Raw genomic sequence first — 23,539 nt, 5'->3', positions numbered from 1 at the left:
ATTTTATATTCTCAGCCAGAGCTTGGATTGGAATCATGCAAATCGCTTTTCATGAACGGATAGATGATTTTGAGGCAAATACATGGAATCGCCTTGTTGTGGATGAGAATCCATTCCTGAAGCATGAGTTCCTCGCGGCACTTGAGCACAACGATTGTGTTGGTGAACGGTTTGGTTGGCGCCCCCGACATCTGAGTATTCATGATCAAGGGCGGTTGGTTGGATTATCACCGCTCTATATCAAGGACAATTCATATGGTGAGTTTGTTTTTGACCATGCCTGGGCCGATGCCTACCAGCGGAAAGGATTGAATTATTACCCGAAACTGGTCAGTGCCACACCCTATACACCCGCCTACGGAGATCGCTTATTGGTTGATCCTGATGCGGATATTGAGCAGGTTAGGCAGCTGATGGTAGAGGCAACATTGGGTTTGGTAGACGAGTTGGGGCTATCTTCCATGCATTGGCTGTTCACCACCAAGGAGGAGGGGGAGACCTTAAAGTCGATGGGCATGTTTGAACGCCTGGGTGTCCAGTTTCATTGGAGTAATCCCGGGTATTCTGACTTCGACCATTTCTTGTCCTGCTTGACAGCCAAACGCAGAAAAAATATCCGACATGAACGCAGGAAGGTGTCAGATTCCCAAATTCGTTTTCGTGTGGTCACTGGAGATGAGGTGAATGAGGCTGAATGGGCGCTATTTACCCACTTTTACAGTAAGACCTTCGAGGAGCGTTACAGTCTGCCAACCTTAAATCAGGGTTTTTTTCAGGAAATCGCACAAAATATGGGCGATCAGATCGTTCTTGTGTTTGCCTACGATGGCTCACGTTGTGTCGCCGGTGCGATTCTCTACCGCAGTCAATCCACGCTCTATGGGCGCCATTGGGGGGCACTGCAACACTATGACAGTCTCCATTTCGAAGCCTGTTACTACCAGGGGATATCCTATGCAATCGAGCAGGGGCTGAAACGATTCGAACCAGGTGCTCAGGGGGAACATAAAATCTGGCGTGGGTTTTTGCCGACACTGACCTACTCATATCATTCGATAGTTGATCCTCAATTTAGCAATGGTATTGAGCATTTTTTGCAACAAGAAGCCCCCGCATTATTGAATTATAGAAAAAATCTACTTGAAAGCTCTCCATATAAAACAAAACAGTAACCGTAACCCACAGAAAAATAAGAAAAAATAAATTTCCTTAATAAAAGTTGTATTTTTTCCGAATAATTGTTGACTAAATTACTGAGTTACTCTAGTCTAAATACCGACTGAATTACTAGGTAATAACTTTATACCTCTGGAGAAACACAAATGAGACTGTCTACAAAAGGTCGTTACGCGGTTACAGCTATGTTAGATCTGGCACTTAACGGAAAAACTGGTCCAGTTACCCTTGCAGAAATATCTGAAAACCAGGGTATTTCACTCTCCTACTTGGAACAGTTATTTGCAGCCTTGAGAAGTAAGGAGTTGGTTCGTGGGGTCAGGGGGCCTGGTGGTGGCTACTATCTCGGCAAGAGTGCAGATGAGATTTCAATTGCCAATATTATTTGTGCAGTTGATGAGTGGGTTGAGTTCACACGCTGTGGAGGAAGGCAGAATTGTAGTGGTGGCGCCCGTTGTTTGACCCACACACTTTGGGATGATCTGAGTACAGAGATTTTCAACTTTCTCGCAGACATCTCCCTTGGCGATCTGGTCAGAAGAAATCTGAACAAGAAGCAAGAAGAGGATGGCTCACTGAGCATTGTGCCTCAATCGAGTTCACAGGCCGCATGATAGTGAAAAAAACCTCTGAAAGCGGCCCTGAATAGGGCCGCTTCAATTTGCGAAACATCGCAAATAGCGCACTGTAGATGATTGATCTGCGGTTCTACGCCATATACTGAACTGATTTTTTTAGTTTTAAGCAGCCGACAACCCATCGCTATTATGCCTGGATGGTGAAATCAGCTATCATCTGCGGTTTGATAGCCAAGCCAATTCCGTGCAATCACTACAATCCATAACAGATTTTATTCGTTGGTCAGCCAGCAGGTTCTCTGAAGCCGGTCTTTTTTTCGGCCATGGCACTGATAATGCTTTGGATGAAGCGGCTGCGCTTGTACTGCATGCTCTCCATCTTCCTCCTGATCTATCGAACATCTGGTTTTCCAGTCGCCTGACTGCTGATGAACGGGAGCGGGTATTTGAGCTGGTGAACCGCCGTATTGAACTACGTAAGCCACTACCCTATCTTACTGGGGAAGCCTGGTTCGCCGGACTCACTTTTCGGGTTAATGAACATGTGCTGATACCACGCTCACCAATTGCAGAGCTGATCGAAAATGAGTTCGCACCTTGGGTCGATTCGTCACAGGTTCAGCGTGTATTGGATCTCTGCTGTGGTAGTGGCTGCATTGGCATAGCTACAGCGGCTTACATGCCTGATTGTGTTGTTGATCTGGCAGATATTTCAGCAGATGCTTTGGCTGTCTCTAGTGAAAATGTATCACTTCATAGCCTCGATCAGCAGGTCAATGTCTATGAATCTGATCTGTTTGACGGACTACCAAAGGTTAAATACGACCTGATTCTCTCCAACCCTCCCTACGTGGGCGCGGAAGAGATGGCAGGTCTGCCTCCTGAGTATCTTCATGAGCCCAATATGGCACTCGAAGCGAATGATCAGGGGTTGGAAATTGTCAAAAGAATATTGAATCAGGCCCCTGAGTTTCTGACACCTGACGGCTTGATTGTGGTGGAAGTGGGAAACAGTGCAGAGCTTCTGATGGAGCGTTATCCCGAGGTTCCCTTTGTCTGGCTCGACTTCGCCAGAGGAGGAGAGGGGGTATTTCTGATCACTGCAGCTGAACTGTCTGAATATACAGGCTACTTTAAGGCCGACAACTAAAAAAGGATATACTGAGGCTGTCGGGTTTGGTTCTACAGATTATCTTGAGAGATTGAACAAGCGATGAGTTTGCAACGTGCACGCAGTGCTGAAGAGTATGTCGAATGGGTAAAACAGGCGGAGTTTGAAGTCGCCGACCTCAGGGACTGTTATGATTACCAAATGGAGGAGTTGGGCCGCTACCCCGCATTCCTGGAACCATTGGAGTCTGGTATCAAAGAGCTGCATCAGTCGATGGTGGATGGCGAGTATCATTTCGGTCGTGAAGATCTCCCCTTCATTGGTCTGGTAGACCGTCATGGTGATGACATTCCATTTTCAATTTTACTGCGTCAGATAAACGAAACCCACAGAAAGGGTATCGATGTTGATACTGAGTGACGTTGTTTATCAATAACAGCGACCTTGGATTTAAGAGAGACAGGCTATGGACCATTCGACACAATTCGACCTTGAACTGATAGGTAAGTACAACCAGACGGGGCCGAGATATACCTCATATCCGACTGCGGTTCAGTTTCATGACAAATACGATGAGGCTGAATATCGGCGTATTGCTATTGAGAGTAATGCCAGCGGTAGCCCATTGTCTCTCTATTTCCATATCCCTTTTTGCGATACGGTCTGTTTTTACTGCGCCTGTAACAAGGTGGCTACAAAGGATCGTGGTATGGCGGCGGGCTATCTTGCCCGGGTTCATGAAGAGCTTCGGATGCAGTCGGAACTCTTCGATTCTTCCAGGGTTGTAACCCAGCTTCACTGGGGAGGCGGTACGCCAACGTTCATCAGTCATGATGAAATGCGCCAGTTGATGGATAAGACCCGGGAATCATTTACCCTGCTGGATGATGATAGCGGTGAATACTCAATTGAGATCGATCCCAGAGAGGCGAAAGGCGATACCATTAAATTGCTTCGTGAACTGGGTTTCAACCGGATGAGTTTGGGTGTCCAGGATTTTGATCCTAATGTGCAGAAAGCGGTCAACCGCCTGCAAAGCAAAGAGGTGACACTGAGGGTACTTCAGGCTGCAAGGGACGAGGGTTTTCGTTCAACAAGTATCGATCTTATCTATGGACTGCCACATCAGACCCTGGAGAGCTTCTCATCAACCCTGGATCAGATACTTGAAGTGGATCCCGACCGTCTCTCTGTATTCAACTATGCTCATCTGCCTGAGCGCTTCAAGCCCCAGCGGCGGATCAATGAGGATGAACTACCTCCGCCTCAAGAGAAGCTGGATATTCTGCAGATGACCATTGAGAAGCTCTCTGATGTTGGTTATGTCTATGTGGGAATGGATCATTTTGCCAAGCCTGACGATGAGCTGGTGAAGGCTCAGGTGGATGGCACCCTTTATCGAAACTTTCAAGGTTACTCGACACATGCTGATTGCGATTTGATCGGTCTGGGAGCAACTTCGATTGGCATGGTGGGGCCAAGTTATGCTCAAAATATGCGCAGTCTGGATGAATATTATCAACGCATAGATGCAGGGCGTCTTGCTGTGTTTCGAGGTGTGACCCTCACACAGGACGATCTATTGCGACGTGATGTGATTACCCGTCTGATATGCCACTACACGCTCTCTATTGCTGATGTGGAGAAGCAGTGGAATGTGGATTTTAAAAGATACTTTGCGAATGAATTGATTGGCTTGAAAGAGATGGAAGCAGATGGATTGCTTCTGCTGAAAGAGGATGCCATAGATGTGTTACCAAGAGGTCGTCTGTTGATACGCAACATCTGTATGCAGTTCGATATCTACCTGGCCAGCAAGGCATCGCAAGGTAGTTTTTCGAAAGTGATCTGATTTCTCGGTTGTATCGGCAGACTACAACAACATGACTCGGGGCTGAAAGCAGTAAGCTCTAACTACTAATCAGACCCTAAGTAAGTTCTGGTAAGTATCAGTGGTGATGTTGTCGCTAATTGGCCGGGGTTATAGCTTGCAGTGCCTTTCTATTGCCCTGTGCTGCCGATAGCTGTACCCAGTGCATAGCCTGTCGTTCGTTCTTCTCCACACCCAAACCATGATAGAAAAGATATCCCAAGGCATATTGGGCCTTGGCATTGCCGGCTGCGGCAATCGGGAAGAGTAACCGAAAAACCTTCTTATACTCTTTGATATTGTATGCCTTGTGGGCTTCAGTAAGGGTGAGTGCTATCTCATCCACCTCAGGGTCAGGTGTAGATGCACAGCCTGTCAGAATGGACAAACTGAGTAGTGCGCATAATATGAGCGAATGTCGGAGAGTGAAGCGAAGTTGCATAGGATCAGGATACCAATTGGTTGAGATCGAAAATAGGCAGTAGTATCGCCAGTACAATAACCAGCACGATGCCACCCATGACCAGAATGAGTATAGGTTCGAAGAGACCTTGTATTGTTGAGACCAAGGTCTCTATCTCGCGCTCCTGGATATCTGCTGAACGCTCGAGCATGCCCTCTAGATTACCACTGGATTCACCACTGGCAAGCAGACTGAGGGTCATCGGCGGGAAATAACCGGTTTTATCCAACGCTTGATAGAGACTGGCCCCTTCGCGAACCCGCAAAGTCGCCTCTTCAACTGCGTTACGCATGGGAAGATTGGTCAGTACCTGGGAGGCGATCCGCATCGATTCCAGAATAGGAACACTGCTGGCAGCCATGATGCTCAGGGTTCTGGAGAAACGTGCTGCATTTGCGGTGCGAACCAATCGACCTACCAAAGGGATACGTAGCATAACGCCATGCCACCAGAGTTTTGGTCCCGGTTTCTTGAGTAGATAGCTGAACAGCAAACCTAAAATCGCCAGCACTAAAATAATAGGAACGCCATAGGATCGGAAGGTGTCGCTGGTAGCCATCAAGGCTTTGGTTATCCAGGGTAGTTCTGCCGACATCGATTCAAACACCCTCGTGACCTGGGGCACGATATAGGTCAACAACCCACCGACGATGAGTAGAGAGACAATGGTTAAGAGGGCGGGATAGAAGAGGGCAAAGATAGTTTTCTGGCGCATCTGCTGACGCTGTTCTGTATAGTCGGCAAGACGTTCCAGCACCAGTTCTAAATGACCTGACTCTTCTCCCGAGGAGACAGTTTGTATATAGACATCTGGGAAGGTCTTCGGGAACTCCTTCAATCCATCAGCCAGCGTCCTGCCTTCCAGCACTTTAGCCCGGACAGAAAGGAGTGTACGTTCTACATGCCGTTTTTCAGTTTGTTGGGCTGTGGTTTTCAGCACATGTTCCAGGGGCAGTCCGGAGCGTAGCAGGGTAGCCATTTGGCGTGTAATCAGTGCGAGTTCCATCGCATTGATATGGCGCTGGAAGAGCTTGCCTTTGTTTGTTGTAGCTGTGCCACTTGCCGAATCGATAGAGAGTGGCGTCAGACCTGATTCGCGCAACTGCTGGCGAACCTGTCTCGGGCTGTCACCCTCAAGTACGCCGCGCTGCTCTTTTCCACTTGGATCGAGTGCTACGTATTCAAAAGCGTCCAAGGCCTATTATCCTTCTTGGGTCACGCGTATGATTTCATCAATGGTGGTGTCACCATTAAATACACGCATCATGCCGTCCTGGCGAATACTGTCGGTGAATTTCCTGGCATGTTGCAACATTTCGATTTCACCACTGCCCTTATGAATCATATTGCGCAAGGTTTCATCGATTGTAATCAACTCGTAGATACCGGTTCTGCCCGCATAGCCGTGATTGTGGCACTTCTCACAACCATTCGCTGAGTAGAGTGTTACTTCTTCAGAGGTGGGTTTTTCCAATAGTTCCAGCTCTTCAGGGGCCGCAGTATATGGGGTCTTGCAGTGGGGACATAGTGTTCGCACCAGTCGTTGTGCCAAGACACCAATCAGACTCGAAGAGAGCAGGAATGGCTCGACACCCATATCCCTGAGTCTGGAGATACTGCCAATAGCCGTATTGGTATGCAGGCTCGACATGACCATATGGCCTGTCAAACTGGCCTGTACAGCGATCTGAGCAGTTTCCAGATCACGGATCTCACCTACCATCACCACGTCGGGGTCCTGTCGCAGGATGGCCCGTAATCCTCTGGCAAACGTTAAATCGACCTTATTGTTGACCTGAGTCTGACCAATGCCATCGAGATAATATTCGATCGGGTCTTCCACTGTGACGATATTTCGACTCTGGGTATTGAGACGGCTCAAAGCAGCGTAGAGTGTAGTAGTTTTACCTGAGCCAGTAGGTCCGGTGACCAGAAAAATGCCGTGGGGTCGCCGGATCACGCCAGGATCCACCTGCTCGAGTAGTTTTTTCGACATCCCCAAATGTTCAAGATCGAGTCGTCCAGCCTGTTTATCGAGGAGACGTAATACGACTCTCTCGCCATAGCTTGAAGGGAGAGTGGAGACACGCACATCGACAGGGCGGTTCCCAACCTTCAAAGAGATACGACCATCCTGGGGAATACGCTTTTCAGCGATATCCAGTTGAGCCATAACCTTGATGCGTGAGACCAGGAAAGAGGAGACATTTCGGGGTGGGGTAAGCACTTCCCGCAATACCCCGTCTACACGAAAGCGCACAACCAGTCGGTTTTCATAGGGCTCGATATGGATATCTGATGCCTGCTCTTTAATGGCCTCGGTGAATAGCGCGTTGATCAGCCTGATAATCGGTGCATCATCATCACTGCCCAGCAGGTCTTCCGGTTGATTCAGGGCCTGGGCTGCATGGTCGAGATCCATGTCATCACCCATTGTCTCCATGATCTGGCTTGACTGGTTGGAGCCGGATTCATAGATCAGGGAGAGTTGCTTTTCAAGACTCTCCTCGTCGATCTGTTTGTATACCAGTGTCTGCCCATAGAGACGTCTGATTTCGTTGAGCACCATAATCGGAACCCCTGGCTTGAAGAGGAGTTCATAAGTATCAGTTTGCTCATCCTTGACTACAGCGACCCCATGCCGACGGGCATAGGCGTAGGGCAGTTGATCCGGTCCGTGGGTGGTTGTCTCTTCCGCGAGTAGTTCGGAGAGCGGATCTTGGGCTTCCTGCAGTGGATTCGTGGTATTGTCTGACATGAGTTCGCCGTCCCTTCTAGAGTTCCGGCTCTTCAACGTCATCATCATCGAATGGCGGAGCAAATGTACCAAATCGAGGTGGCATGACAGGGGTCTCCTCATCATCCATCAGGTTGACCCCTTTTTGTTTCATTTCTAACTGTTGGGCGCGGAAATAGTTGTACTTATCGCTGGCAATCTGAGTGCTGACCGCCGCATCCCTGAGTACTACCGGGCGCAGAAAAACCATCAGGTTACGTTTGACTTTTGTGGTTTTATTGGCGCGGAATAGGGCGCCTAAAATGGGAATGTCACCCAACAGGGGAACCTTCTCTTCGGTTTGCTGAAGGTCTTCCTGGATTAACCCGCCAAGGACGATTGTTGCGCCATCCTCTACCATCACCACGGTCTTAATGGTTCGCTTGTTGGTCACAATATCACTGGTGCCCGTGCTGGCAGAAGCATTGATGCTGGAGATTTCCTGCTCGATCTCAAGTTGTATGGAGTTGCCCTCATTGATCTGTGGCTTGACCTTCAAGGTGAGTCCAACATCTTCACGCTGTACCGTCTGAAAAGGGTTAACAGAGTTGCTTGTTCCGCCGGTAGAGCTGTATGAACCGGTGATGAAGGGGACATTCTGACCAATGACGATCTCGGCTTCCTGATTATCCAGTGTGGTCAGACTCGGTGTTGAGAGTATGTTACTTGTGGTATCACTCTCCAATGCCTGAATAAGGGCTGCAAAGTTGACCCGGTCACTATCAAAACGACCCAGTCCAATAGAGGTGCCAGGCCCAAGCGCCACCCCGGCACCAGCGGCATATGAGTTGTAGACATCGGTGATCGTGGGAGCGCCCAGGTTGATCACACCCACTGGGCCTGTACCATCCGGAGTGCCATCGACTACCCACTGTACACCAAGGCTTTTTGCCTTGTCGTAAGAGACCTCAGCAATAACCGCCTCCACCAGTACCTGAGCACGGCGAATATCTAATTTGCGAATAATGGCCTGGAGGGACTGAAAAACACCCGGTGGTGCAGTGATAATCAATGCATTCGATGCCTCATCTGCCTGGATGTTAATAGGTAGAGAGGGTTTGCCTTTGGCAGCTTTACCAGCACCTTTGGCTGTATCATCGATGTTTTCACTGACCCCGGTAAGTACGCTTACCAGGTCAACCGCGTTGGCATATTTCAGGTAGACGACCTGGGAATTACCTTCATTATCAAATGGGGTGTCCAGGTGTTCGATGATTACCCTGGAGCGCAGTCGCTCCGTGGGATCGCCACTAATCAGAACACTATTGGTTCGCTCATCAGCTACCAGTTGTGTCGCTGACTTGCTCGCACCTTTGGCAGCTCTCGGTTTGAGGCTTTCCAGAATTCGAACGACCTCTGCTGCTGAGGCATGTTGTAGGCTAACGACTTCAATGGAGCTATTACTGACCTGATCTATCTGCTCAATAATACTCATCAGTCGATCAACGTTACGGCGTCGATCAGAAATAATCAGCACATTGGTATCAGGGTAGGCAGCGAGGTGCCCTTCTTGAGGTATCAGAGGGCGAAGAATCGGCACCAATTGAGCAGAGGTTACATTCTTAACCTGGATAATACGGGTAACAATCTGATCACCTGGGAATGCTCCGTTGGCACTAAGGGTTGGAATTCCGCCCTGTTTGGCTTTGACATCCGGGACTATCTTGATGACATCGCCACTTGGGATGGTAGAGAAACCATGTACTTCCAGTATGGAGAGAAATACTTCGTAGAACTCTTTGCTATCCATGGGGTGGGCGGAAACCACCGTTACCTTACCCTTTACTCTTGGATCAATAACAAAGTTCTTACCTGTATGTTCTGAAACCGTTTTTATCAGGGCTTCAATGTCGGCGTTATTCAGGTTGAGGGTGATTTGTTCTGCATGACTGGAGGAAGTGATTGTCATGTTCAGCAGGAATGTGGTGCAGAGCAATAGCAACACTCGAGCAATTATACCTAGGCTCATTTGAGGTCTATCCATGTAAATTTTTGCCGATGTACTCATGATTGAAGCGGTCCCGTAGCAGACTGTGCACTATGCCAGTTCCGATTGAGGTCACTGGTTTGTGACAGGTTAGGGGGATATTGGTGAAATTCTTTATCCATCATGGGTTTATGTCGAATATGTAATGCATTCCATAATAGCAGATGATAGCGCATTGGCATACCAGGTAAAACAGTATGCTAAAGACGGGTGCTATAAGTTATCCTATAGCTACCATCTGACTGTTGTTTACTGATTGCCTTGAGGGCGCTTCCCAGGCGGGGATCAGAATCCGTTCCTGGTTTGATCTGTCCTTTTACCTGGAAGTTTCCATCTGTTGTGAGACTAAGTTCCCCATCTACAGATGTTGCTCCTCCCAAGTCTTTGATTCTTGCCTTGACTTCACCTTTTTGGCCGGTTGATAGATCTGCCTTCAGATCACCAACCTTGAGTGCAAAAGGGCCTTTTAAAGAAGAGTCGAGCCACTGTATCTCTCCCTCTACAGCTGTGATTTGATTCTTTGTCAGGGTTAATTGTTGAACATCAAGAGAGACATTGCCTCCTACGCCAATCTGGGACAAATCGATCATTGGTGGAATCATAGATGCGGGAATTTCACCACTGATATCCTCAATCTGAATCTGATCCCCTGATCCTATCGCGATATTGCCCTGTAGCTCCTGGCCTGCATGATTGACAATGATCTCGAAGCCGATATGACCGAAAATCAACTCAGTGGGGGTGAAACGCCATTTGAGTTTATCCACTGGTATCCCATGAACAGTGACTGCTTCCATCTTGCCACGCCAGAGGCTGCCTTTGATCGTTCCATAGGTGAAAGGTGGTTGCTTGGTGCCCGCTGTCGCCCAACCTAAAACATGCTGAGCTGGCAGTTCAATCAGCACAAACAGGAGATAAGCCACTACACCAATCAACAGGTAACTTCTCCATCTCATTTTCCATCACCTCCCCGCTGTAGAACAAGTCGCGCATTCACTAGACCGGGGCCATCCTGTCGATCGATGTTGAGTGATTCGATATCCAGGGCATATTCCTGAGTCATTTGGCCCAGCCAACGAACTAATATATCGAAAGAGGCTTGTTCAACCCAAAGCTGTACTGAGTTATCTCCTTGAGGTTTGATGCGTTTTATCAGTTGTCGTAATTCAGCCTTTTTTGCTGTTCTGTCAACCAAAGTAAGCAGGGCCTCATTCGTGCGAGAGCCTCTGTTACCCTGACTGGAACGCAGACTCTTGACGAGATCGAGGTTCCCCTTCATCCACTGCAGGGTGGATTGCTGGCTAGCTACCTGAAGTGCTTTCTGTTCGAGGTTCTGCTCGAAAGGTCGCCATATGATCAGATAGAGCAACAGAATCAACACTGCTGACCCGCCAATGATCATGGCAAGGTGTTCCTGGGGAGTTTTACTGTTCCACCACTGCTTCATCACGATCCTCCAGTGATTCTGAGGTGGGAGGTGACATTGTTGTCCGCGGCATTGGCAGAGCGGATCTCAACATTGAGCCGTTTGCTCTCGATCGTTTTTTTCAAGTTCTCCAGAGCCTGTAGCTCCTTGATGGTCAATTGTAAATTGAGTTGACCATCTCGAAAGCTGATATTTTCGAGTGTTGTATTGGGGCTGTTTTTGATGACACTCGCTGCCGGTACAAAGAGACTGGCAAACTGCGCGAAACTCCCCGACTGTCCCTGCTGCATTCTTTTTAGCTGTTGTTCCATCTGTACCCGAGGGTCAACGATACGTTTTACATTCGGAAAGGCTTGTTGGAAAGTCTGCCTGATTTGAGCATGTAACTCTGTGCTCTGTTGCTTGTAATGAAAATATTCCTGCAGGGTCGTGCCGATCGAAAGGGCGACTAAAATCATTCCAAGTGCTGCAGCCGGAAGCCAACGCTTCCATTGGAGCGTCATTTTATCGACCCGCTGATACTCTCCCTGCAGTAGATTGATCTGCTCTTTTTCTTTTAAGTTGTTGCCGAGTAGATTGGTCAAATGGGTAAGATCGTCTACCTCTCTGACGATGATTTCACACTCTGGCGCAATACTACCCAGGTCTAAACTGAGGACGCTCTCTTTGAGCTTGTAGTGGGTCAATTTCCCGGGTGCTGACTCACCAGCCTGCTGTAATGCCAGCTTGAGAAGTTCGCCACCATTAATAGCGTCTGCGCTATATCCCAGATTGGACTGGGTGCGAATCTGCAGGCTCTGATCGCTTTGATAGAGGCTCCAGGCATCACTATCCAGAGGCAGGCCAAGCAGGTCGGGATAGAAGCCGAGGGGTTCGATACCTGCGGAATCGAGCTTTTCCAGCCAATCATCCAGTTTTTGTCTTGAGATGACGGCTACAGGTGTAATGCCATCACTGTCCATGGTGCCAGCAGCGAAGTGGAGCTGATCGATGTCCTCGGTGAGCTCATTCTCCAGTGAGAAGGGGATTGCCTGTAATAGACGCTGGCGGTTACGTGTGGGTATGTTGACTGAAGTGATCAGTATATCGACAGCAGGGATCAAGACCAGGGTACGTCGGCCCTTAGCCAATTGAGATGCTTGCGCAAGGCTGCCTTCGCCTGCTTCATTGACACCAGCACCTTTGGTCGACCAGGTGACCTGCTTACAAGATGAATCATGACACTGCAGAATGAATTGTTCAGCCATCAATAGACCCCAATAGTGCGGGATAAGACCACAACATCCTTACTGCCTTTATACAGGCGACTGACCAATCTTTGGCTGTTATTTTCCATTCGTACAACCGTCTCCAACTGAAAAAAGTGACTGTCTACAGAGATCAATGGCTCTATATCTTCAGATTTTACTTTATTTTCATCCAAAAGTTCTCTAACTCTTGCAATAAAGGATGCCGGCTCTTTGAACGGGTTCTCTTCTCGCTCACTTATAAGTTGTTCTGCATCGGCTTCAGAGAGGTCACTGATCAGACTTTGTAACACAATCTGATCGGCTGTGTTGACATTAATCGCGCTCTTCACAGGCAGAGCAATAACATGGGGCGCCAGCTTTTCATAGCTCTCCTGATCCATCTCCTTTATGAGTCTGAGTTCGGTTATGCTGGCCATGAATCCGTTAGCGGTCCGATAGGGTGGGTCCTGACTTAAATATTCAATATCTTCTGCACCATCAGGGTAGGAGGTTTTATTATCACCATCCAACCAGTCCTTTGTTGCCTGAGCAATTGACTCAGGTAATTCAAGCGCCAACAGCATGCGTTTGAATATGGCCAACTGTACACTAACCTGGTTCTTCGTTTCCTCTTCAGCCTCTGCTTCCAAGTAGAGGTTATTCAGGTTGAAGCGGCCCTGAAGGTCGGTTGTGAGAGCTTGAACCTCACCACCCTCTACTGGGGTTGGCGGCAGTTCCTGGGCCCAGTTCTCCTCCAGGCCATCGTACTTCTTTCCCTCATCATCATTCAGATCCCGTATCAACATGCCCCGGGACCAGGCTTCGCTGCCCAATGTGTAGTAGTAGGCCTGGTCGGCAGCTTGAATATTGCCAGTTCTACGGATGTTGAGTTGGAGACTATGAGTCATCGCCACAGCAGCAATTGATGCCATGGCAACAATCACAATGGCGGTGATTAGTGCGATTCCCCTCTGTTGGGTTTTCAGCCTGTGATGCGCCACCATTATTGCTTCTTTCCTTGATCAGGATTTTCGTCAGGTATGGGACGAGCCAGAGCAAACAGACGTCTTATTTTACCCCAATCCTTGAGTTCCATGTTCATTTCAATAGCAGTGGGTAAGCCAGGTTTATCTCCTGAATCGAGGTCAAAACTGTCAGGGGGCCATTGATTCTGCTTTTTCATCTCATGGTCGTAATAGACCAGCTCAAGCTCCTCTATGTTGTCGATCAATTCGTATCGGTGAGGTTCACTATCCTGGGCCCTGTCGAGTATTTTCCAGGTTAGTCGATAGAGGGTCTCTTCCTCGATTAGATAACCTACCCGTTGCATGTTGCTGCGTGGCAGTTTCATGGGATTTGCATAGCCACCACGGGTCAATTCGAGAAGAGTACCGGCAAATCCGCCAGTTATGAGTGCAGCCAGTTCGTCACCATGTTGATCACGAATGGGCCTGTCGATCGCTTGTTCGATATCCCGCTGAATCAGACTGAATGCAAGTTGCAGTTGAGACATGCGTTGACTGTACTGGCTGGTCTGATGTTCTGTTTCGAGCACCACATTAAGACCAGAATAGGCGAAGGTGGCCAGGATGGCGAAGATGGTAATTGCAATCAACAGTTCGAGCAGAGTGAATCCCCGCTCAAATCGGTTGTGAGGTTGCGGATGGTTGGCGCAAATATTTAAAGAAGTTGTCATCAGATCGGTTGTGAGAGAAAGCTGACAAGACGGGTTACGCTGTTTTCATCGTCTTTGTTACGAAACACGCGTATCTCAATTTGTCTGACCCGGTCATCCGGGGTTTTAGTGATCTCCCGCTGCCAATACCATTTCTTCAGCCCCATCTCCTCATCCCCTTTCTTGGTTCCGGTAGCAGGCCACTGGTTAGCTATCTGTAGTTCTGTGATCTGGTTCATTGCGACCCAATGGGCGAGGGTCTTGTCTCGTAAATAGGCAACATTCAACGATTGATTTGATGCAACAGCAATAATAGAGGAGAGGGCAATGGCGAGAATGGCCAGTGCGATTAGAATCTCCAGCAGGGTAAAGCCTTTGTGGCGGTATCCTGCCGATGGCCTGATACCTGGGCGATGCTTTAATCGTGTCTTATTAGGGTGAGACATGTTCCAGAGAGAGCTCTCCAAGCTCATTGCCTGTTAAACGATAGTAACTTTCAACAAGCTCAGAGCTGATTTTTATATCGAAGGAGGTCATCTCTCCGCTATTAAGGAGGATGATCTCCGGTGTCCTTTTCTCTTCGTCATCACCTTCGGGGAGTGCGGTGGCAATGCTGATTTCCAGCTCTTCAGGCAGCTGACGCTCACGAAACAGCGTATCAGAAACCGTCTCCCACTCTCCCTCATTGAGGCTGAGAAAGCCATAGCTCTCCTCAGTAATGTCCACACCGATCATAACCGATCTGAGTAAGGCCTCTTCACTGGCCAGCTCAATCAGACTGGTAAGACGCTGGGCTTCATCTTTAAGCATGTCTGCCGGCCCGTTTCGACCAAATGAGATGGCGACATAGTTGATCAAAATCCCGATTATGACCACCACGACCATTACCTCGATCAGGGTAAAGCCCATTCCCAATCCCTTGGGAGTGTGCGCTATCCAAGCCCTCGAACGAGGGCTGTTTGATGATGAGCAGGGAGGGTTCACTCCAGATTCCAGTTACCAATGTCATCGTCAGTGGATTGCAGATCCAGGCCGGCTGAGTAGATGTCGATAACACCATGAGTACCGGGGCTCAGGAACAGATATGGGTTGCCCCAAGGATCCATAGGCAGTCTGTCGAGATATCCACCTTCTTTCCAGTTTCTGGGTTCCGGGGAATCGGTCGGCTTGGTGACCAGGGCTTCAAGTCCCTGATCAGTTGTTGGGTAGATCATGTTATCCAGACGGTAGAGATTCAGTGAAGCTTCCAGTGCGCGGATATCACTTTTAGCTTTTGTTTTTCGTGCCTGTTCTGGTCTATCCATAATTTTAGGTACAACAATTGCGGCGAGGATGCTCAAAATGACCACCACAACCATCACTTCTATGAGTGTGAAACCATTGAATTTTCTAGAATATTTTCCTTTTATTGAAGAATTGCCCAAGGCTGTTGCCTGGCGGGGTATTGGGGAGACTGCATTGATGGTCATATGGTTGAACCCTGTCAATTTTCCGTGTTGATCGATAGTAAAGGTGGGCTATTATCAGGGGAATATGGGTCAGAATCCAGATTCCTGTTAAAAATCACCCTGATAGAGTGAATCGCTTCACTAACTTTGTATACTATAGCGGCTGTGGCCATAGGCTGGCATGGGGTTGGCGAAGAGATATCAATCATATCCGATCGTCAAATCTGCCGCATCAGGTAGTGTAAGCGATACCTTCCAGAGCATCCGTTGATGTAGAAACATCTGCAGTTTTTCGATTGTGCTGTCGATTATTAAAATAAAAAAAGACAACAGGGAACTGATACAAATGAGAACCACGCGCAGGGTGAGTAGAGAGGAGATTATCACTAAAGGTATATTTGCAGGGATCAATGGATGTACCATTCCCAGGCAATAGACCTTATTGTTTCTCATTACTCTAAATCTTCAAACTGCATGAGAACTACACCATTTACCCGGTACCGATAGAGTCTGTATACAACCTTTTAGGATGTCGGGTTTAATATCCCACAGTTGTAAGTCTTTGCCGGCATGTAAAAGTTCAGTGCAGATTGAGGAATATCCGAACCATTGAGGATGACTGCTTGACTATAGGAATAATCGGCTACACTTTTTCGGCATCGCTATTCCTGCTTTTCAGCGTGTTACTGCTGACAAGCTGGCGTGGCCGCATAGAAGGCACCTATCTACTTATTGCCTCTACCACCTCGGCCTGCTGGGCACTGACGGCTATCGCCTTCCAGGTTCAGGAGTCCACTCTCACAGTCAATACCTATCAACTATTTGAAATAGCGAAGAATATCGCCTGGTTTGCCTTTCTGTTCCGACTTTTGAAAACACTCAAAACCGCTGCTGGGGGTGAGACCGGTCTTTTACGCTATGCTCCGGTTGCCATTTTCTCAATTTCTGCCTTGCTGCTTGGTGTTGAATTGGTTGCGCAACTGTTTCCTGGTGTTCGCAACTGGGGCGGGACAGCCAGCTTTCAATTGGTCGGCCATTTGGGGTTTGCTGTTGCCGGCCTGATTCTGATTGAACAACTCTATCGTAGTACCCGTCCTGAGATGCGTTGGGCGGTGAAGTACCTATATATAGGGATGGGAACACTCTTCGTTTACGACTTATTCCTCTATGCCGATGCTTTAATGTTCAAGCAAGTGGATGCTACTCTGTGGCAGGCCCGGGGCTTTACCAGTGCTTTGGTTGCCCCTTTTGTGGCAGTTGCTGCAACACGAAATCCAAGTTGGTCTGTACGTGTTTTTGTCTCCAGGCAGGTAGTGTTTCATGCCACAACCCTACTTGCGGCTGGTGGATATCTGATCCTTATGGCAGCTGTGGGGTACTACATACGCTATTACGGGGGAACCTGGGGTAAGGCAACACAGATCGCCTTTGTTTTTGCCGGGATCTCTTTTTTGGCAGTTGTACTGTTTTCAGGAACCCTAAGGGGAAAGCTGAAAGTTTTTGTTAATAAACACTTTTTTAGCTACAAGTACGATTGGCGGGATGAGTGGTTGAGGGTGGTTCAGACCCTCTCTGAAGGGCCTGGTGGTGGTGAAATACGTACCCGCGTCGTTCAGGCTATCTCAGACTCTGTGCAAGCACGAGGTGGCTATTTATGGATATTGAGTGACGACGGCCGCTACCAGTGTAGCAGCCACTGGCAAGTGCCTGATCTGAGCTTTGATATCGAGTCAAACAGCAAACTGATCCGCTATTTTCGAATCAGTGATTGGATTATCGACATCGATGAGTTGTCTAGATTTCCGGAACGTTACGATAATCTCTCCATCGATCAGAAGGTAACAGCCATCGAAGGTGCCTGGTTGATTGTACCTATCAAACACCACGATGCCCTGATAGGATTCGTACTGCTTGTCAGATCACAAGCTCATCTGTCAATAAACTGGGAAGATCGTGATCTGATTAAGGCGGCTGCCAAACAGGCTGGTGGATATCTGGCGTTGCTGCAAACCTCAGAAGCGCTGAATCGTGCCAATCAGTTTGAGGCTTTCAATCGGCTCTCTGCTTTCGTGGTACACGATCTGAAAAACCTGATTGCGCAGTTGGAATTAGTCGTTAAAAATGCTGAGCGACATAGAAATAATCCTGCATTTATGGATGATGCGGTAAAGACCATCGGAAATGCTGTCAATAAAATGGGACGACTACTTGCCCAATTGAGGCAAGGTAGATTTGAATCGACTAAAACCAAACAGTTCTACATAGAGGAGTCTGCAGCTCAAGCAGTCAATGAGTTGTATGCCTATGAGCCTAAACCGAAGTTGAGTATCAAACACAACTATCTTGAAATTATTGCTGATAAAGATCGATTCACAGCCATATTGGTACACATGATTAAAAATGCTCAGGAAGCAACCGATAGAGATGGTGAGGTTAATGTCACGGTCGAGAAAATGGATGAGCGTGCAATCATTACCATTCAGGATAACGGTTCAGGTATGGAAGATAAATTCATTAAGGAGCGGTTGTTTCGTCCCTTTCAAACGACCAAGGGAAATGCTGGGATGGGTATCGGAGTTTATGAAACCAGAGAGTATGTTAATTCACTAAAAGGAAGTCTGAGTGTGGAGAGTCATATCGGCAAGGGAACAAGCTTCACAATTTCCATTCCGCTGAATCAATCATTGTCTGCAGCAGGCAGACAGCCTGATGCAACTGTAGAGGCGTAATTGCGTGAGTAAAGCCAACAATCAATTAAAACCACTTATTATTGTCGAGGACGACCCAGGACTTCAAAGTCAGTTGAAATGGAGTTTCGATGGTTATGACGTACACATTGCAGGTGATCGTGCCAGCGCAATAAATCTGTTGAGAAAAACAACAGCCCCCGTCGTTACTCTGGATCTTGGCTTGCCCCCCGATCCGACGAATGTCAGTGAGGGGTTTGCCACCTTGCAGGAAATACTCAGTCTCATGCCACAGACGAAGATTATTGTGGTGACAGGGAATGATGATCGGGAAAATGCACTTAAAGCCATTGATCTAGGTGCCTATGACTTCTATCAAAAGCCGATAGATCCCGATGTACTGCGGGTGATCATTGAACGTGCTTATCATGTGCATGGCCTGGAAGAGGAGAATAGGGGACTGAACAAGATGCAACGTTACTCCCCCTTGGACGGCGTTGTGGCGAATAGTCCTGAAATGATTGAACTCTGCCGGGTTATCGAAAAGGTCAGCCCCACAAATATCACCGCGCTACTACTGGGGGAAAGTGGAACCGGTAAAGAGGTTCTGGCCAGAGCAATACACGGCTTGAGCGATAGGAGTGGTGAAAAATTTGCTGCAATTAACTGCGCCTCAATTCCAGAGAATCTTCTTGAAAGTGAACTATACGGCTATGAAAAGGGTGCTTTTACCGGGGCGTCCAAGCGGACTATAGGAAAGATAGAGTCAGCCAATGGTGGGACGCTGTTTCTCGATGAAATCGGCGATATGCCGATTGGTTTACAGGCTAAAATGTTGCGTTTTCTGCAGGAAAGAGTGATCGAGAGGATTGGTGGACGAGAAGAGATACCCGTTGATATTAGAGTGGTTTGTGCCACTAACCAGGATCTGGAGGAGAAGATAGAGCGTGGTGAGTTCCGAGAGGATCTCTATTACAGAATCAGCGAGATAATCATCAATATCCCACCGTTAAGAGATAGAGCCGGGGATGCTGTACTGTTGGCCTGGTCATTCATGTCCAAGTACGCCAAACAAAATGCTTCCAAAGTGAATGGGTTTACAACAGAGTCTTTGCGCGCAATCGAAGAATACAACTGGCCAGGGAATGTGCGAGAGCTGGAAAACCGGATAAAACGCGCGGTGGTGATGGCTGATGACCAGTTGATAACGCCGGATGAGCTTCAGTTGAATAGTGATGGTGGGGATGCCATGCCGATCAATCTGAGGGCGGTCAGAGAGCGCGCTGAAGCAAGAGCCATAATACGGGCTATGAGTTATGTTGGTGGAAATGTCTCCAAGGCAGCTGATCTATTGGGCGTCAGTAGACCGACTCTCTACGATTTAGTTAATAAATACAGTTTGAAATAGAGAAAATGTTTAGGATGCAATTAGATTTAATGAAATACATGGTTAGGTATGGGAATGGATCGATGAAAAGTCTTCTCTCGATATTGATTACAGTTATTTTGCTGTTGTCAGGCTGTTCCGGTGGTGTCAGTGAAGAGAGCCGATTTCAGGATGCATCGGCAAGTTATTCGAATAAAGAATATTCAAAAGCAATTATCGAACTCAAAAATTTATTGCAAGCAAATTCTGACTACCAGGCTGCGAGAATTCTGCTGGCAAAAAGTTATTTAGCACTGGGTGATGGTAGCTCTGCAGAAAAGGAGATCAATAGTATCACTGTTTCTCAGGAAGTAAGTGTTGAGGCCAAACAGATCATCATCACTGCCTGGGAGCTGCAGGCAAAACATCAGAATATAGTTGAAAGATTTGAGAAAGGTTATTTTTCCGATCTGGATAAGAAAACCCAAAACAGCAAAGTCGCAAATTCATATATCCATGTTCGTCAGCCAGAAAAGGCAGATGAGTTGGCTCAGGAATTATTGCAAATTGAACAAAACAATGTTGATGCCCTTGTCGTTCGGGCTAAAGCAGCGAGCATGCGGAATAATGACGAACAGGCAATTGAATTTCTCAACAAGGCCATTGCTCTGGATGCTGAAAATCATCAAGTGTGGCGAGCCTTGGGGGGGATACAGTCGAAGCTGCAGGAGTTCGATCAGGCGATAGAGTCTTTGAAACGGGCAATCGCACTGGCTCAACCGGAAGACTCAAAGCAGGAGCAGTTTCTGACAAAGGTTTCGTTGATTCAATTACTGGTTCAGAAATCTAAATTCGATGAGAGCAAGCTCTATCTGGAAGAGCTGAAGAGAGGCTATAAGAGCAATCCGATCGTCGGTTATTTATCAGGACTACACAACTATATCGACAAAAAATATGATGCTGCTAAAACTGAACTGACAGAGGTTCATACTGCCTTACCCAGTCATCTGCCGACCGTACTACTGCTGGGGGCAACCCATTTTTCGGAAAACAACCTGGAGCAGGCGAATGTGCTGTTATCGCGCTATGTAAACCAGGTGCCAACACACCTGCAGGCGAGAAAGTTGCTGGGGGAGATCAAACTCAGACTGAACAAGCCAAAGGAAGCGCTTAAGATTCTCAAATCTTCTGGTGAACAGCAAAGAGATTATGAACTGCTCTCCATGATTGGCTCTGCAGCGAGTCAGTCTGGTGATTATCTGCAGGGGGTTGAGTATCTGAAAGAAGCGGTTAAATCCCATCCGGAGAATACGCGTATTCGTGAAGAGCTGGCAAAGCTCTACCTGAGCCAAGGTGCGGTAGATGACGCCATTGCAGAGTTAGAGCAGCTGGAGAGTTCACAGCAGGGTAACAGCAGTAACCTGCTGATCCTCTCATATCTGAAGAAACAGGATATTGAATCTGCCAGAAAGCAGTCAGACCAGGTCTTCGCTGGCGGCATGGCGCTGACCGCCACGGATTTCTATCTGCGGGCAGTGATCGAGCTACTGTCAGGCAATCGACGTGAAGCGCGGAGTAATCTGAATAAGGCAGAGGAGTCAGATGCTGCCTACACACCGGCGCTTGTTGCCCTTGGCAGAATGGATCTTGAGGATGGCCGATTGAGTGAAGGCAGTGAGCATCTCAATCTTGTGTTGGCGACGGATCCTTACAACACACATGCAATGCTACTGTTAGCGCAGATAAGTGAACGCTCCGGACAACAGAACGAAGCCTTGAAATGGCTCGACAGAGCGGCTCAATCATCAAGAAATAGTACGCTGCCTCGGATTATCATCGCTCGCTACTATTTGCGAACAAAACAGGCAGAAAAGGCCGCTAAGTATCTGGATGATCCGGCCCTGCGACAGAGTGAGAATCCGGCCATACTCTCGTTGATAGCTGAAATGGATCAACAGATGGGTAACCACGAGCAGGCAGAATCACTGATTGAAAGAATGATCACAATCAATCCTGACAATCGGGATGCTTATCTGCAGTTGGCAGATCTGCAGAGTAAACGTGGAGACTATAAGTCTGCACAGTCAACCCTCGACAAGGCCAGGCCCTTGTCGCAGAAGGGTCAATTGCTGCATTTCAAGATTGCCCTCGGAGACAAGCGCTTCGATAAAGCAGAATCTGTAGCCAAGGCACTGAGTAACAAGCCAGAGACTAAATACACGGGAATCATACTGCTCTCCGGAGTGGCCCAGGCCAGAGGCAGACCCCAGACTGCTATATCCCAGCTGAAAAAACATCTATCTCCAGAGGCGCCCTTTGTTCTCTATAGAAAACTGGCCGATCTCTACGCCATGAATGGTGATATCAACTCGGCAACTGCACTACTGACACGCAGAATCGAGACAAAACCAGGTGGAGATAATCAAGCGAAATTGGCGCTGGCAATGATCTACCAGTCCAATGGAAAGGTTGAGAATGCTGTAAAACTCTACGATGAGCTATTATCGGTAGAACCCGAGAATATTGTGGCGCTGAACAATGCAGCGCTGCTGATATTTGACTCTAAACCTGAAAGGGCACTGAATTTAGCGCGCAGGGCGTTTGAACGTGTTGGTGATTCATCCCTGGCAGTTACTGATACCTACGCCTGGCTTAAGCACCAGACTGGGGATACTAAGGCGGCCCTTAATTTGATAAGGCCAATTTTGAACAGAACTTCCGATCCATCCATACTTTACCACTATGCAGTGATGCTGGCGGAAGTGGGGCAAAAGGGGGAAGCTCGCGAGATTCTTGAGTCTGTTTTTGAAAATAATCAGCAATTTCAAGAATCCAATGAAGCCAAACAGCTGTTAAGTGAGTTATCATCCGCAAATGGTTAGAACTAGTTTAGTGTCTCGCCTGGAGGTAGGCCTGACAGCCCCAATCCTGCGTTGTGCCTGTGCATCCCAAAGGCATTTCCATCGGGGCATCCAGGGGTCTGTGTGGGCCTCAGTAATCGCGCATTAGTGTGAGACACTACATCAGGATCTGTTCTTGATATCATTATATGACAGGAAAGTGTTATGTTATCAATACGTTATATGAAAATTAAAAAATTTATAATTCCATTCTGTTTACTTCTGGTGACTGCCTGTTCCGGCACGCCAGAAATGAATGCAGCCAACTCCGGAGGAACTGGGGGTCAGGATGGCAATTCACCCTCTTCACCGCTATATTTGATCGGTCCAGGGGACACATTGAATGTTTTTGTCTGGGGAGACCAGGAACTGACCACAGATGTGGTTGTTCGTCCTGACGGTCTCATCACGACACCTTTGGTGGAGGATCTGCAGGCGAGTGGTAAAACACCTACCCAGCTGGCAAGAAATCTCGAAAGCCGACTATCAAAGTTTGTAAAAAACCCTAAAGTTACAGTTAGTGTTAGACAGTTTGTTGGACGCTACACAGAGCAGGTTCGTGTTGTTGGACAGGCTTCTCAACCCCAGTCCATCCCATTTCGTGAAGGAATGACCCTGTTGGATGTAATTATCGAGGTCGGTGGGTTGACTGAATTTGCATCCGGCAACAGCGCCACAATTGTTCGTAAGATCAATGGAAAAACCTCTCAGTATCGTGTCAGATTGGATGACCTGATTCGTGACGGTGATATTTCTGCTAACGTGAAAATGATACCTGGAGACGTGCTGATCATTCCGGAAACCTGGTTCTGATCAACCGGTTCCGACTATATTCAGACAGTGCCAT

Annotated in this window: 22 protein-coding genes; 9 read left to right on the top strand and 13 right to left on the bottom strand. The window is 47.9% G+C overall.

The annotated features are described in order from the left end of the window. Window positions 1-35 precede the first annotated feature (35 nt). From AC4IFB_RS09195 to hemN, 5 genes are all read left to right on the top strand, one after another. Entirely contained in the window at window positions 36-1,172 is a 1,137-nt protein-coding gene (locus tag AC4IFB_RS09195) for a GNAT family N-acetyltransferase (RefSeq protein ID WP_490780003.1), read from the top strand. Between the two features lie 150 nt (window positions 1,173-1,322). Next, window positions 1,323-1,790 (top strand): Rrf2 family transcriptional regulator, encoded by a 468-nt coding sequence (locus tag AC4IFB_RS09190; RefSeq protein WP_490776028.1) that lies wholly within the window; start codon window positions 1,323-1,325, stop codon window positions 1,788-1,790. A gap of 208 nt (window positions 1,791-1,998) precedes the next feature. Then, complete coding sequence (gene prmB / locus AC4IFB_RS09185; protein ID WP_490776029.1) at window positions 1,999-2,904, top strand: 50S ribosomal protein L3 N(5)-glutamine methyltransferase; 906 nt, start codon at window positions 1,999-2,001, stop codon at window positions 2,902-2,904. 63 nt (window positions 2,905-2,967) lie between these two features. Continuing rightward, window positions 2,968-3,285, top strand: a complete 318-nt coding sequence (locus AC4IFB_RS09180; protein WP_490776030.1) for a hypothetical protein — start codon at window positions 2,968-2,970, stop codon at window positions 3,283-3,285. Window positions 3,286-3,331: 46 nt separating this feature from the next. Beyond that, window positions 3,332-4,717, top strand: coding sequence for an oxygen-independent coproporphyrinogen III oxidase (hemN, locus tag AC4IFB_RS09175; RefSeq protein WP_490780002.1), 1,386 nt, complete (start codon window positions 3,332-3,334; stop codon window positions 4,715-4,717). A 115-nt stretch (window positions 4,718-4,832) separates the two neighbouring features. Here the strand turns inward: hemN and AC4IFB_RS09170 are convergent, their stop codons facing one another. From AC4IFB_RS09170 to AC4IFB_RS09110, 13 genes are all read right to left on the bottom strand, one after another. Further along, window positions 4,833-5,123 (bottom strand): tetratricopeptide repeat protein, encoded by a 291-nt coding sequence (locus AC4IFB_RS09170; RefSeq protein ID WP_490776032.1) that lies wholly within the window; start codon window positions 5,121-5,123, stop codon window positions 4,833-4,835. 58 nt (window positions 5,124-5,181) lie between these two features. Continuing rightward, complete coding sequence (gspF, locus tag AC4IFB_RS09165; RefSeq protein ID WP_490776033.1) at window positions 5,182-6,393, bottom strand: type II secretion system inner membrane protein GspF; 1,212 nt, start codon at window positions 6,391-6,393, stop codon at window positions 5,182-5,184. Window positions 6,394-6,399: 6 nt separating this feature from the next. After that, window positions 6,400-7,956: a type II secretion system ATPase GspE gene (gene gspE / locus AC4IFB_RS09160; RefSeq protein ID WP_490776034.1), complete on the bottom strand. Its 1,557-nt coding sequence runs from the start codon at window positions 7,954-7,956 to the stop codon at window positions 6,400-6,402. 16 nt (window positions 7,957-7,972) lie between these two features. After that, window positions 7,973-9,943 (bottom strand): type II secretion system secretin GspD, encoded by a 1,971-nt coding sequence (gene gspD / locus AC4IFB_RS09155; protein ID WP_490776035.1) that lies wholly within the window; start codon window positions 9,941-9,943, stop codon window positions 7,973-7,975. A 218-nt stretch (window positions 9,944-10,161) separates the two neighbouring features. Next, a complete protein-coding gene (locus AC4IFB_RS09150) occupies window positions 10,162-10,917 on the bottom strand; it encodes a type II secretion system protein N (protein WP_490780001.1) in 756 nt (251 codons plus the stop codon). Beyond that, complete coding sequence (locus tag AC4IFB_RS09145; protein ID WP_490776037.1) at window positions 10,914-11,408, bottom strand: type II secretion system protein M; 495 nt, start codon at window positions 11,406-11,408, stop codon at window positions 10,914-10,916. Before AC4IFB_RS09145 ends, AC4IFB_RS09150 begins: the two co-directional genes overlap by 4 nt. Beyond that, the gene (gene gspL, locus AC4IFB_RS09140; protein WP_490780000.1) at window positions 11,408-12,634 is read right to left on the bottom strand and encodes a type II secretion system protein GspL; all 1,227 of its coding nucleotides are present in this window, start codon (window positions 12,632-12,634) and stop codon (window positions 11,408-11,410) included. Before gspL ends, AC4IFB_RS09145 begins: the two co-directional genes overlap by 1 nt. Further along, window positions 12,634-13,620: a type II secretion system minor pseudopilin GspK gene (gspK, locus tag AC4IFB_RS09135; RefSeq protein ID WP_490779999.1), complete on the bottom strand. Its 987-nt coding sequence runs from the start codon at window positions 13,618-13,620 to the stop codon at window positions 12,634-12,636. The genes gspL and gspK overlap by 1 nt, the downstream gene beginning before the upstream one ends. Then, window positions 13,620-14,312, bottom strand: coding sequence for a type II secretion system minor pseudopilin GspJ (gene gspJ, locus AC4IFB_RS09130; RefSeq protein WP_490776040.1), 693 nt, complete (start codon window positions 14,310-14,312; stop codon window positions 13,620-13,622). Before gspJ ends, gspK begins: the two co-directional genes overlap by 1 nt. Further along, window positions 14,312-14,737 carry a type II secretion system minor pseudopilin GspI gene (gspI, locus tag AC4IFB_RS09125; protein ID WP_490776041.1) on the bottom strand — a complete coding sequence of 142 codons (426 nt, stop codon included), beginning with the start codon at window positions 14,735-14,737 and terminating at the stop codon, window positions 14,312-14,314. The genes gspJ and gspI overlap by 1 nt, the downstream gene beginning before the upstream one ends. Further along, window positions 14,724-15,200, bottom strand: a complete 477-nt coding sequence (gspH, locus tag AC4IFB_RS09120; RefSeq protein ID WP_490776042.1) for a type II secretion system minor pseudopilin GspH — start codon at window positions 15,198-15,200, stop codon at window positions 14,724-14,726. The genes gspI and gspH overlap by 14 nt, the downstream gene beginning before the upstream one ends. Window positions 15,201-15,271: 71 nt before the next feature. Beyond that, window positions 15,272-15,760 (bottom strand): type II secretion system major pseudopilin GspG, encoded by a 489-nt coding sequence (gspG, locus tag AC4IFB_RS09115; RefSeq protein WP_490779998.1) that lies wholly within the window; start codon window positions 15,758-15,760, stop codon window positions 15,272-15,274. A 180-nt stretch (window positions 15,761-15,940) separates the two neighbouring features. After that, complete coding sequence (locus tag AC4IFB_RS09110) at window positions 15,941-16,192, bottom strand: hypothetical protein (RefSeq protein WP_490776044.1); 252 nt, start codon at window positions 16,190-16,192, stop codon at window positions 15,941-15,943. A gap of 170 nt (window positions 16,193-16,362) precedes the next feature. On the opposite strand from AC4IFB_RS09110, the gene prsK reads away from it, so the two are divergent. From prsK to AC4IFB_RS09090, 4 genes are all read left to right on the top strand, one after another. Beyond that, window positions 16,363-18,468 carry an XrtA/PEP-CTERM system histidine kinase PrsK gene (prsK, locus tag AC4IFB_RS09105; RefSeq protein ID WP_490779997.1) on the top strand — a complete coding sequence of 702 codons (2,106 nt, stop codon included), beginning with the start codon at window positions 16,363-16,365 and terminating at the stop codon, window positions 18,466-18,468. A 4-nt stretch (window positions 18,469-18,472) separates the two neighbouring features. Beyond that, complete coding sequence (gene prsR / locus AC4IFB_RS09100) at window positions 18,473-19,834, top strand: PEP-CTERM-box response regulator transcription factor (protein ID WP_490776046.1); 1,362 nt, start codon at window positions 18,473-18,475, stop codon at window positions 19,832-19,834. 62 nt (window positions 19,835-19,896) lie between these two features. Next, entirely contained in the window at window positions 19,897-22,674 is a 2,778-nt protein-coding gene (gene prsT, locus AC4IFB_RS09095) for an XrtA/PEP-CTERM system TPR-repeat protein PrsT (RefSeq protein ID WP_490779996.1), read from the top strand. A 183-nt stretch (window positions 22,675-22,857) separates the two neighbouring features. Beyond that, window positions 22,858-23,505: an XrtA/PEP-CTERM system exopolysaccharide export protein gene (locus AC4IFB_RS09090; RefSeq protein ID WP_490776048.1), complete on the top strand. Its 648-nt coding sequence runs from the start codon at window positions 22,858-22,860 to the stop codon at window positions 23,503-23,505. Window positions 23,506-23,539 lie beyond the last annotated feature (34 nt).

Source organism: Candidatus Thiodiazotropha sp. AKIB8, assembly GCF_058244675.1.
Note: the sequence above shows the minus strand (reverse complement) of the source record. Positions and strands in the feature narration are given on the sequence as shown.

Bases quoted from the DNA above. Each gene is read 5' to 3' on its own strand.
- AC4IFB_RS09145 (WP_490776037.1), bottom strand. From the start codon at position 11,408: ATGAAGCAGTGGTGGAACAGTAAAACTCCCCAGGAACACCTTGCCATG.
- prsT (WP_490779996.1), top strand. From the start codon at position 19,897: ATGAAAAGTCTTCTCTCGATATTGATTACAGTTATTTTGCTGTTGTCA.
- AC4IFB_RS09195 (WP_490780003.1), top strand. From the start codon at position 36: ATGCAAATCGCTTTTCATGAACGGATAGATGATTTTGAGGCAAATACA.
- gspJ (WP_490776040.1), bottom strand. From the start codon at position 14,312: ATGACAACTTCTTTAAATATTTGCGCCAACCATCCGCAACCTCACAAC.
- hemN (WP_490780002.1), top strand. From the start codon at position 3,332: ATGGACCATTCGACACAATTCGACCTTGAACTGATAGGTAAGTACAAC.
- AC4IFB_RS09110 (WP_490776044.1), bottom strand. From the start codon at position 16,192: ATGAGAAACAATAAGGTCTATTGCCTGGGAATGGTACATCCATTGATC.
- gspK (WP_490779999.1), bottom strand. From the start codon at position 13,620: ATGGTGGCGCATCACAGGCTGAAAACCCAACAGAGGGGAATCGCACTA.
- gspD (WP_490776035.1), bottom strand. From the start codon at position 9,943: ATGAGCCTAGGTATAATTGCTCGAGTGTTGCTATTGCTCTGCACCACA.
- gspH (WP_490776042.1), bottom strand. From the start codon at position 15,200: ATGGGCTTTACCCTGATCGAGGTAATGGTCGTGGTGGTCATAATCGGG.
- gspG (WP_490779998.1), bottom strand. From the start codon at position 15,760: ATGACCATCAATGCAGTCTCCCCAATACCCCGCCAGGCAACAGCCTTG.
- gspI (WP_490776041.1), bottom strand. From the start codon at position 14,737: ATGTCTCACCCTAATAAGACACGATTAAAGCATCGCCCAGGTATCAGG.
- gspL (WP_490780000.1), bottom strand. From the start codon at position 12,634: ATGGCTGAACAATTCATTCTGCAGTGTCATGATTCATCTTGTAAGCAG.
- AC4IFB_RS09150 (WP_490780001.1), bottom strand. From the start codon at position 10,917: ATGAGATGGAGAAGTTACCTGTTGATTGGTGTAGTGGCTTATCTCCTG.
- AC4IFB_RS09180 (WP_490776030.1), top strand. From the start codon at position 2,968: ATGAGTTTGCAACGTGCACGCAGTGCTGAAGAGTATGTCGAATGGGTA.
- AC4IFB_RS09190 (WP_490776028.1), top strand. From the start codon at position 1,323: ATGAGACTGTCTACAAAAGGTCGTTACGCGGTTACAGCTATGTTAGAT.
- AC4IFB_RS09090 (WP_490776048.1), top strand. From the start codon at position 22,858: ATGTTATCAATACGTTATATGAAAATTAAAAAATTTATAATTCCATTC.
- gspE (WP_490776034.1), bottom strand. From the start codon at position 7,956: ATGTCAGACAATACCACGAATCCACTGCAGGAAGCCCAAGATCCGCTC.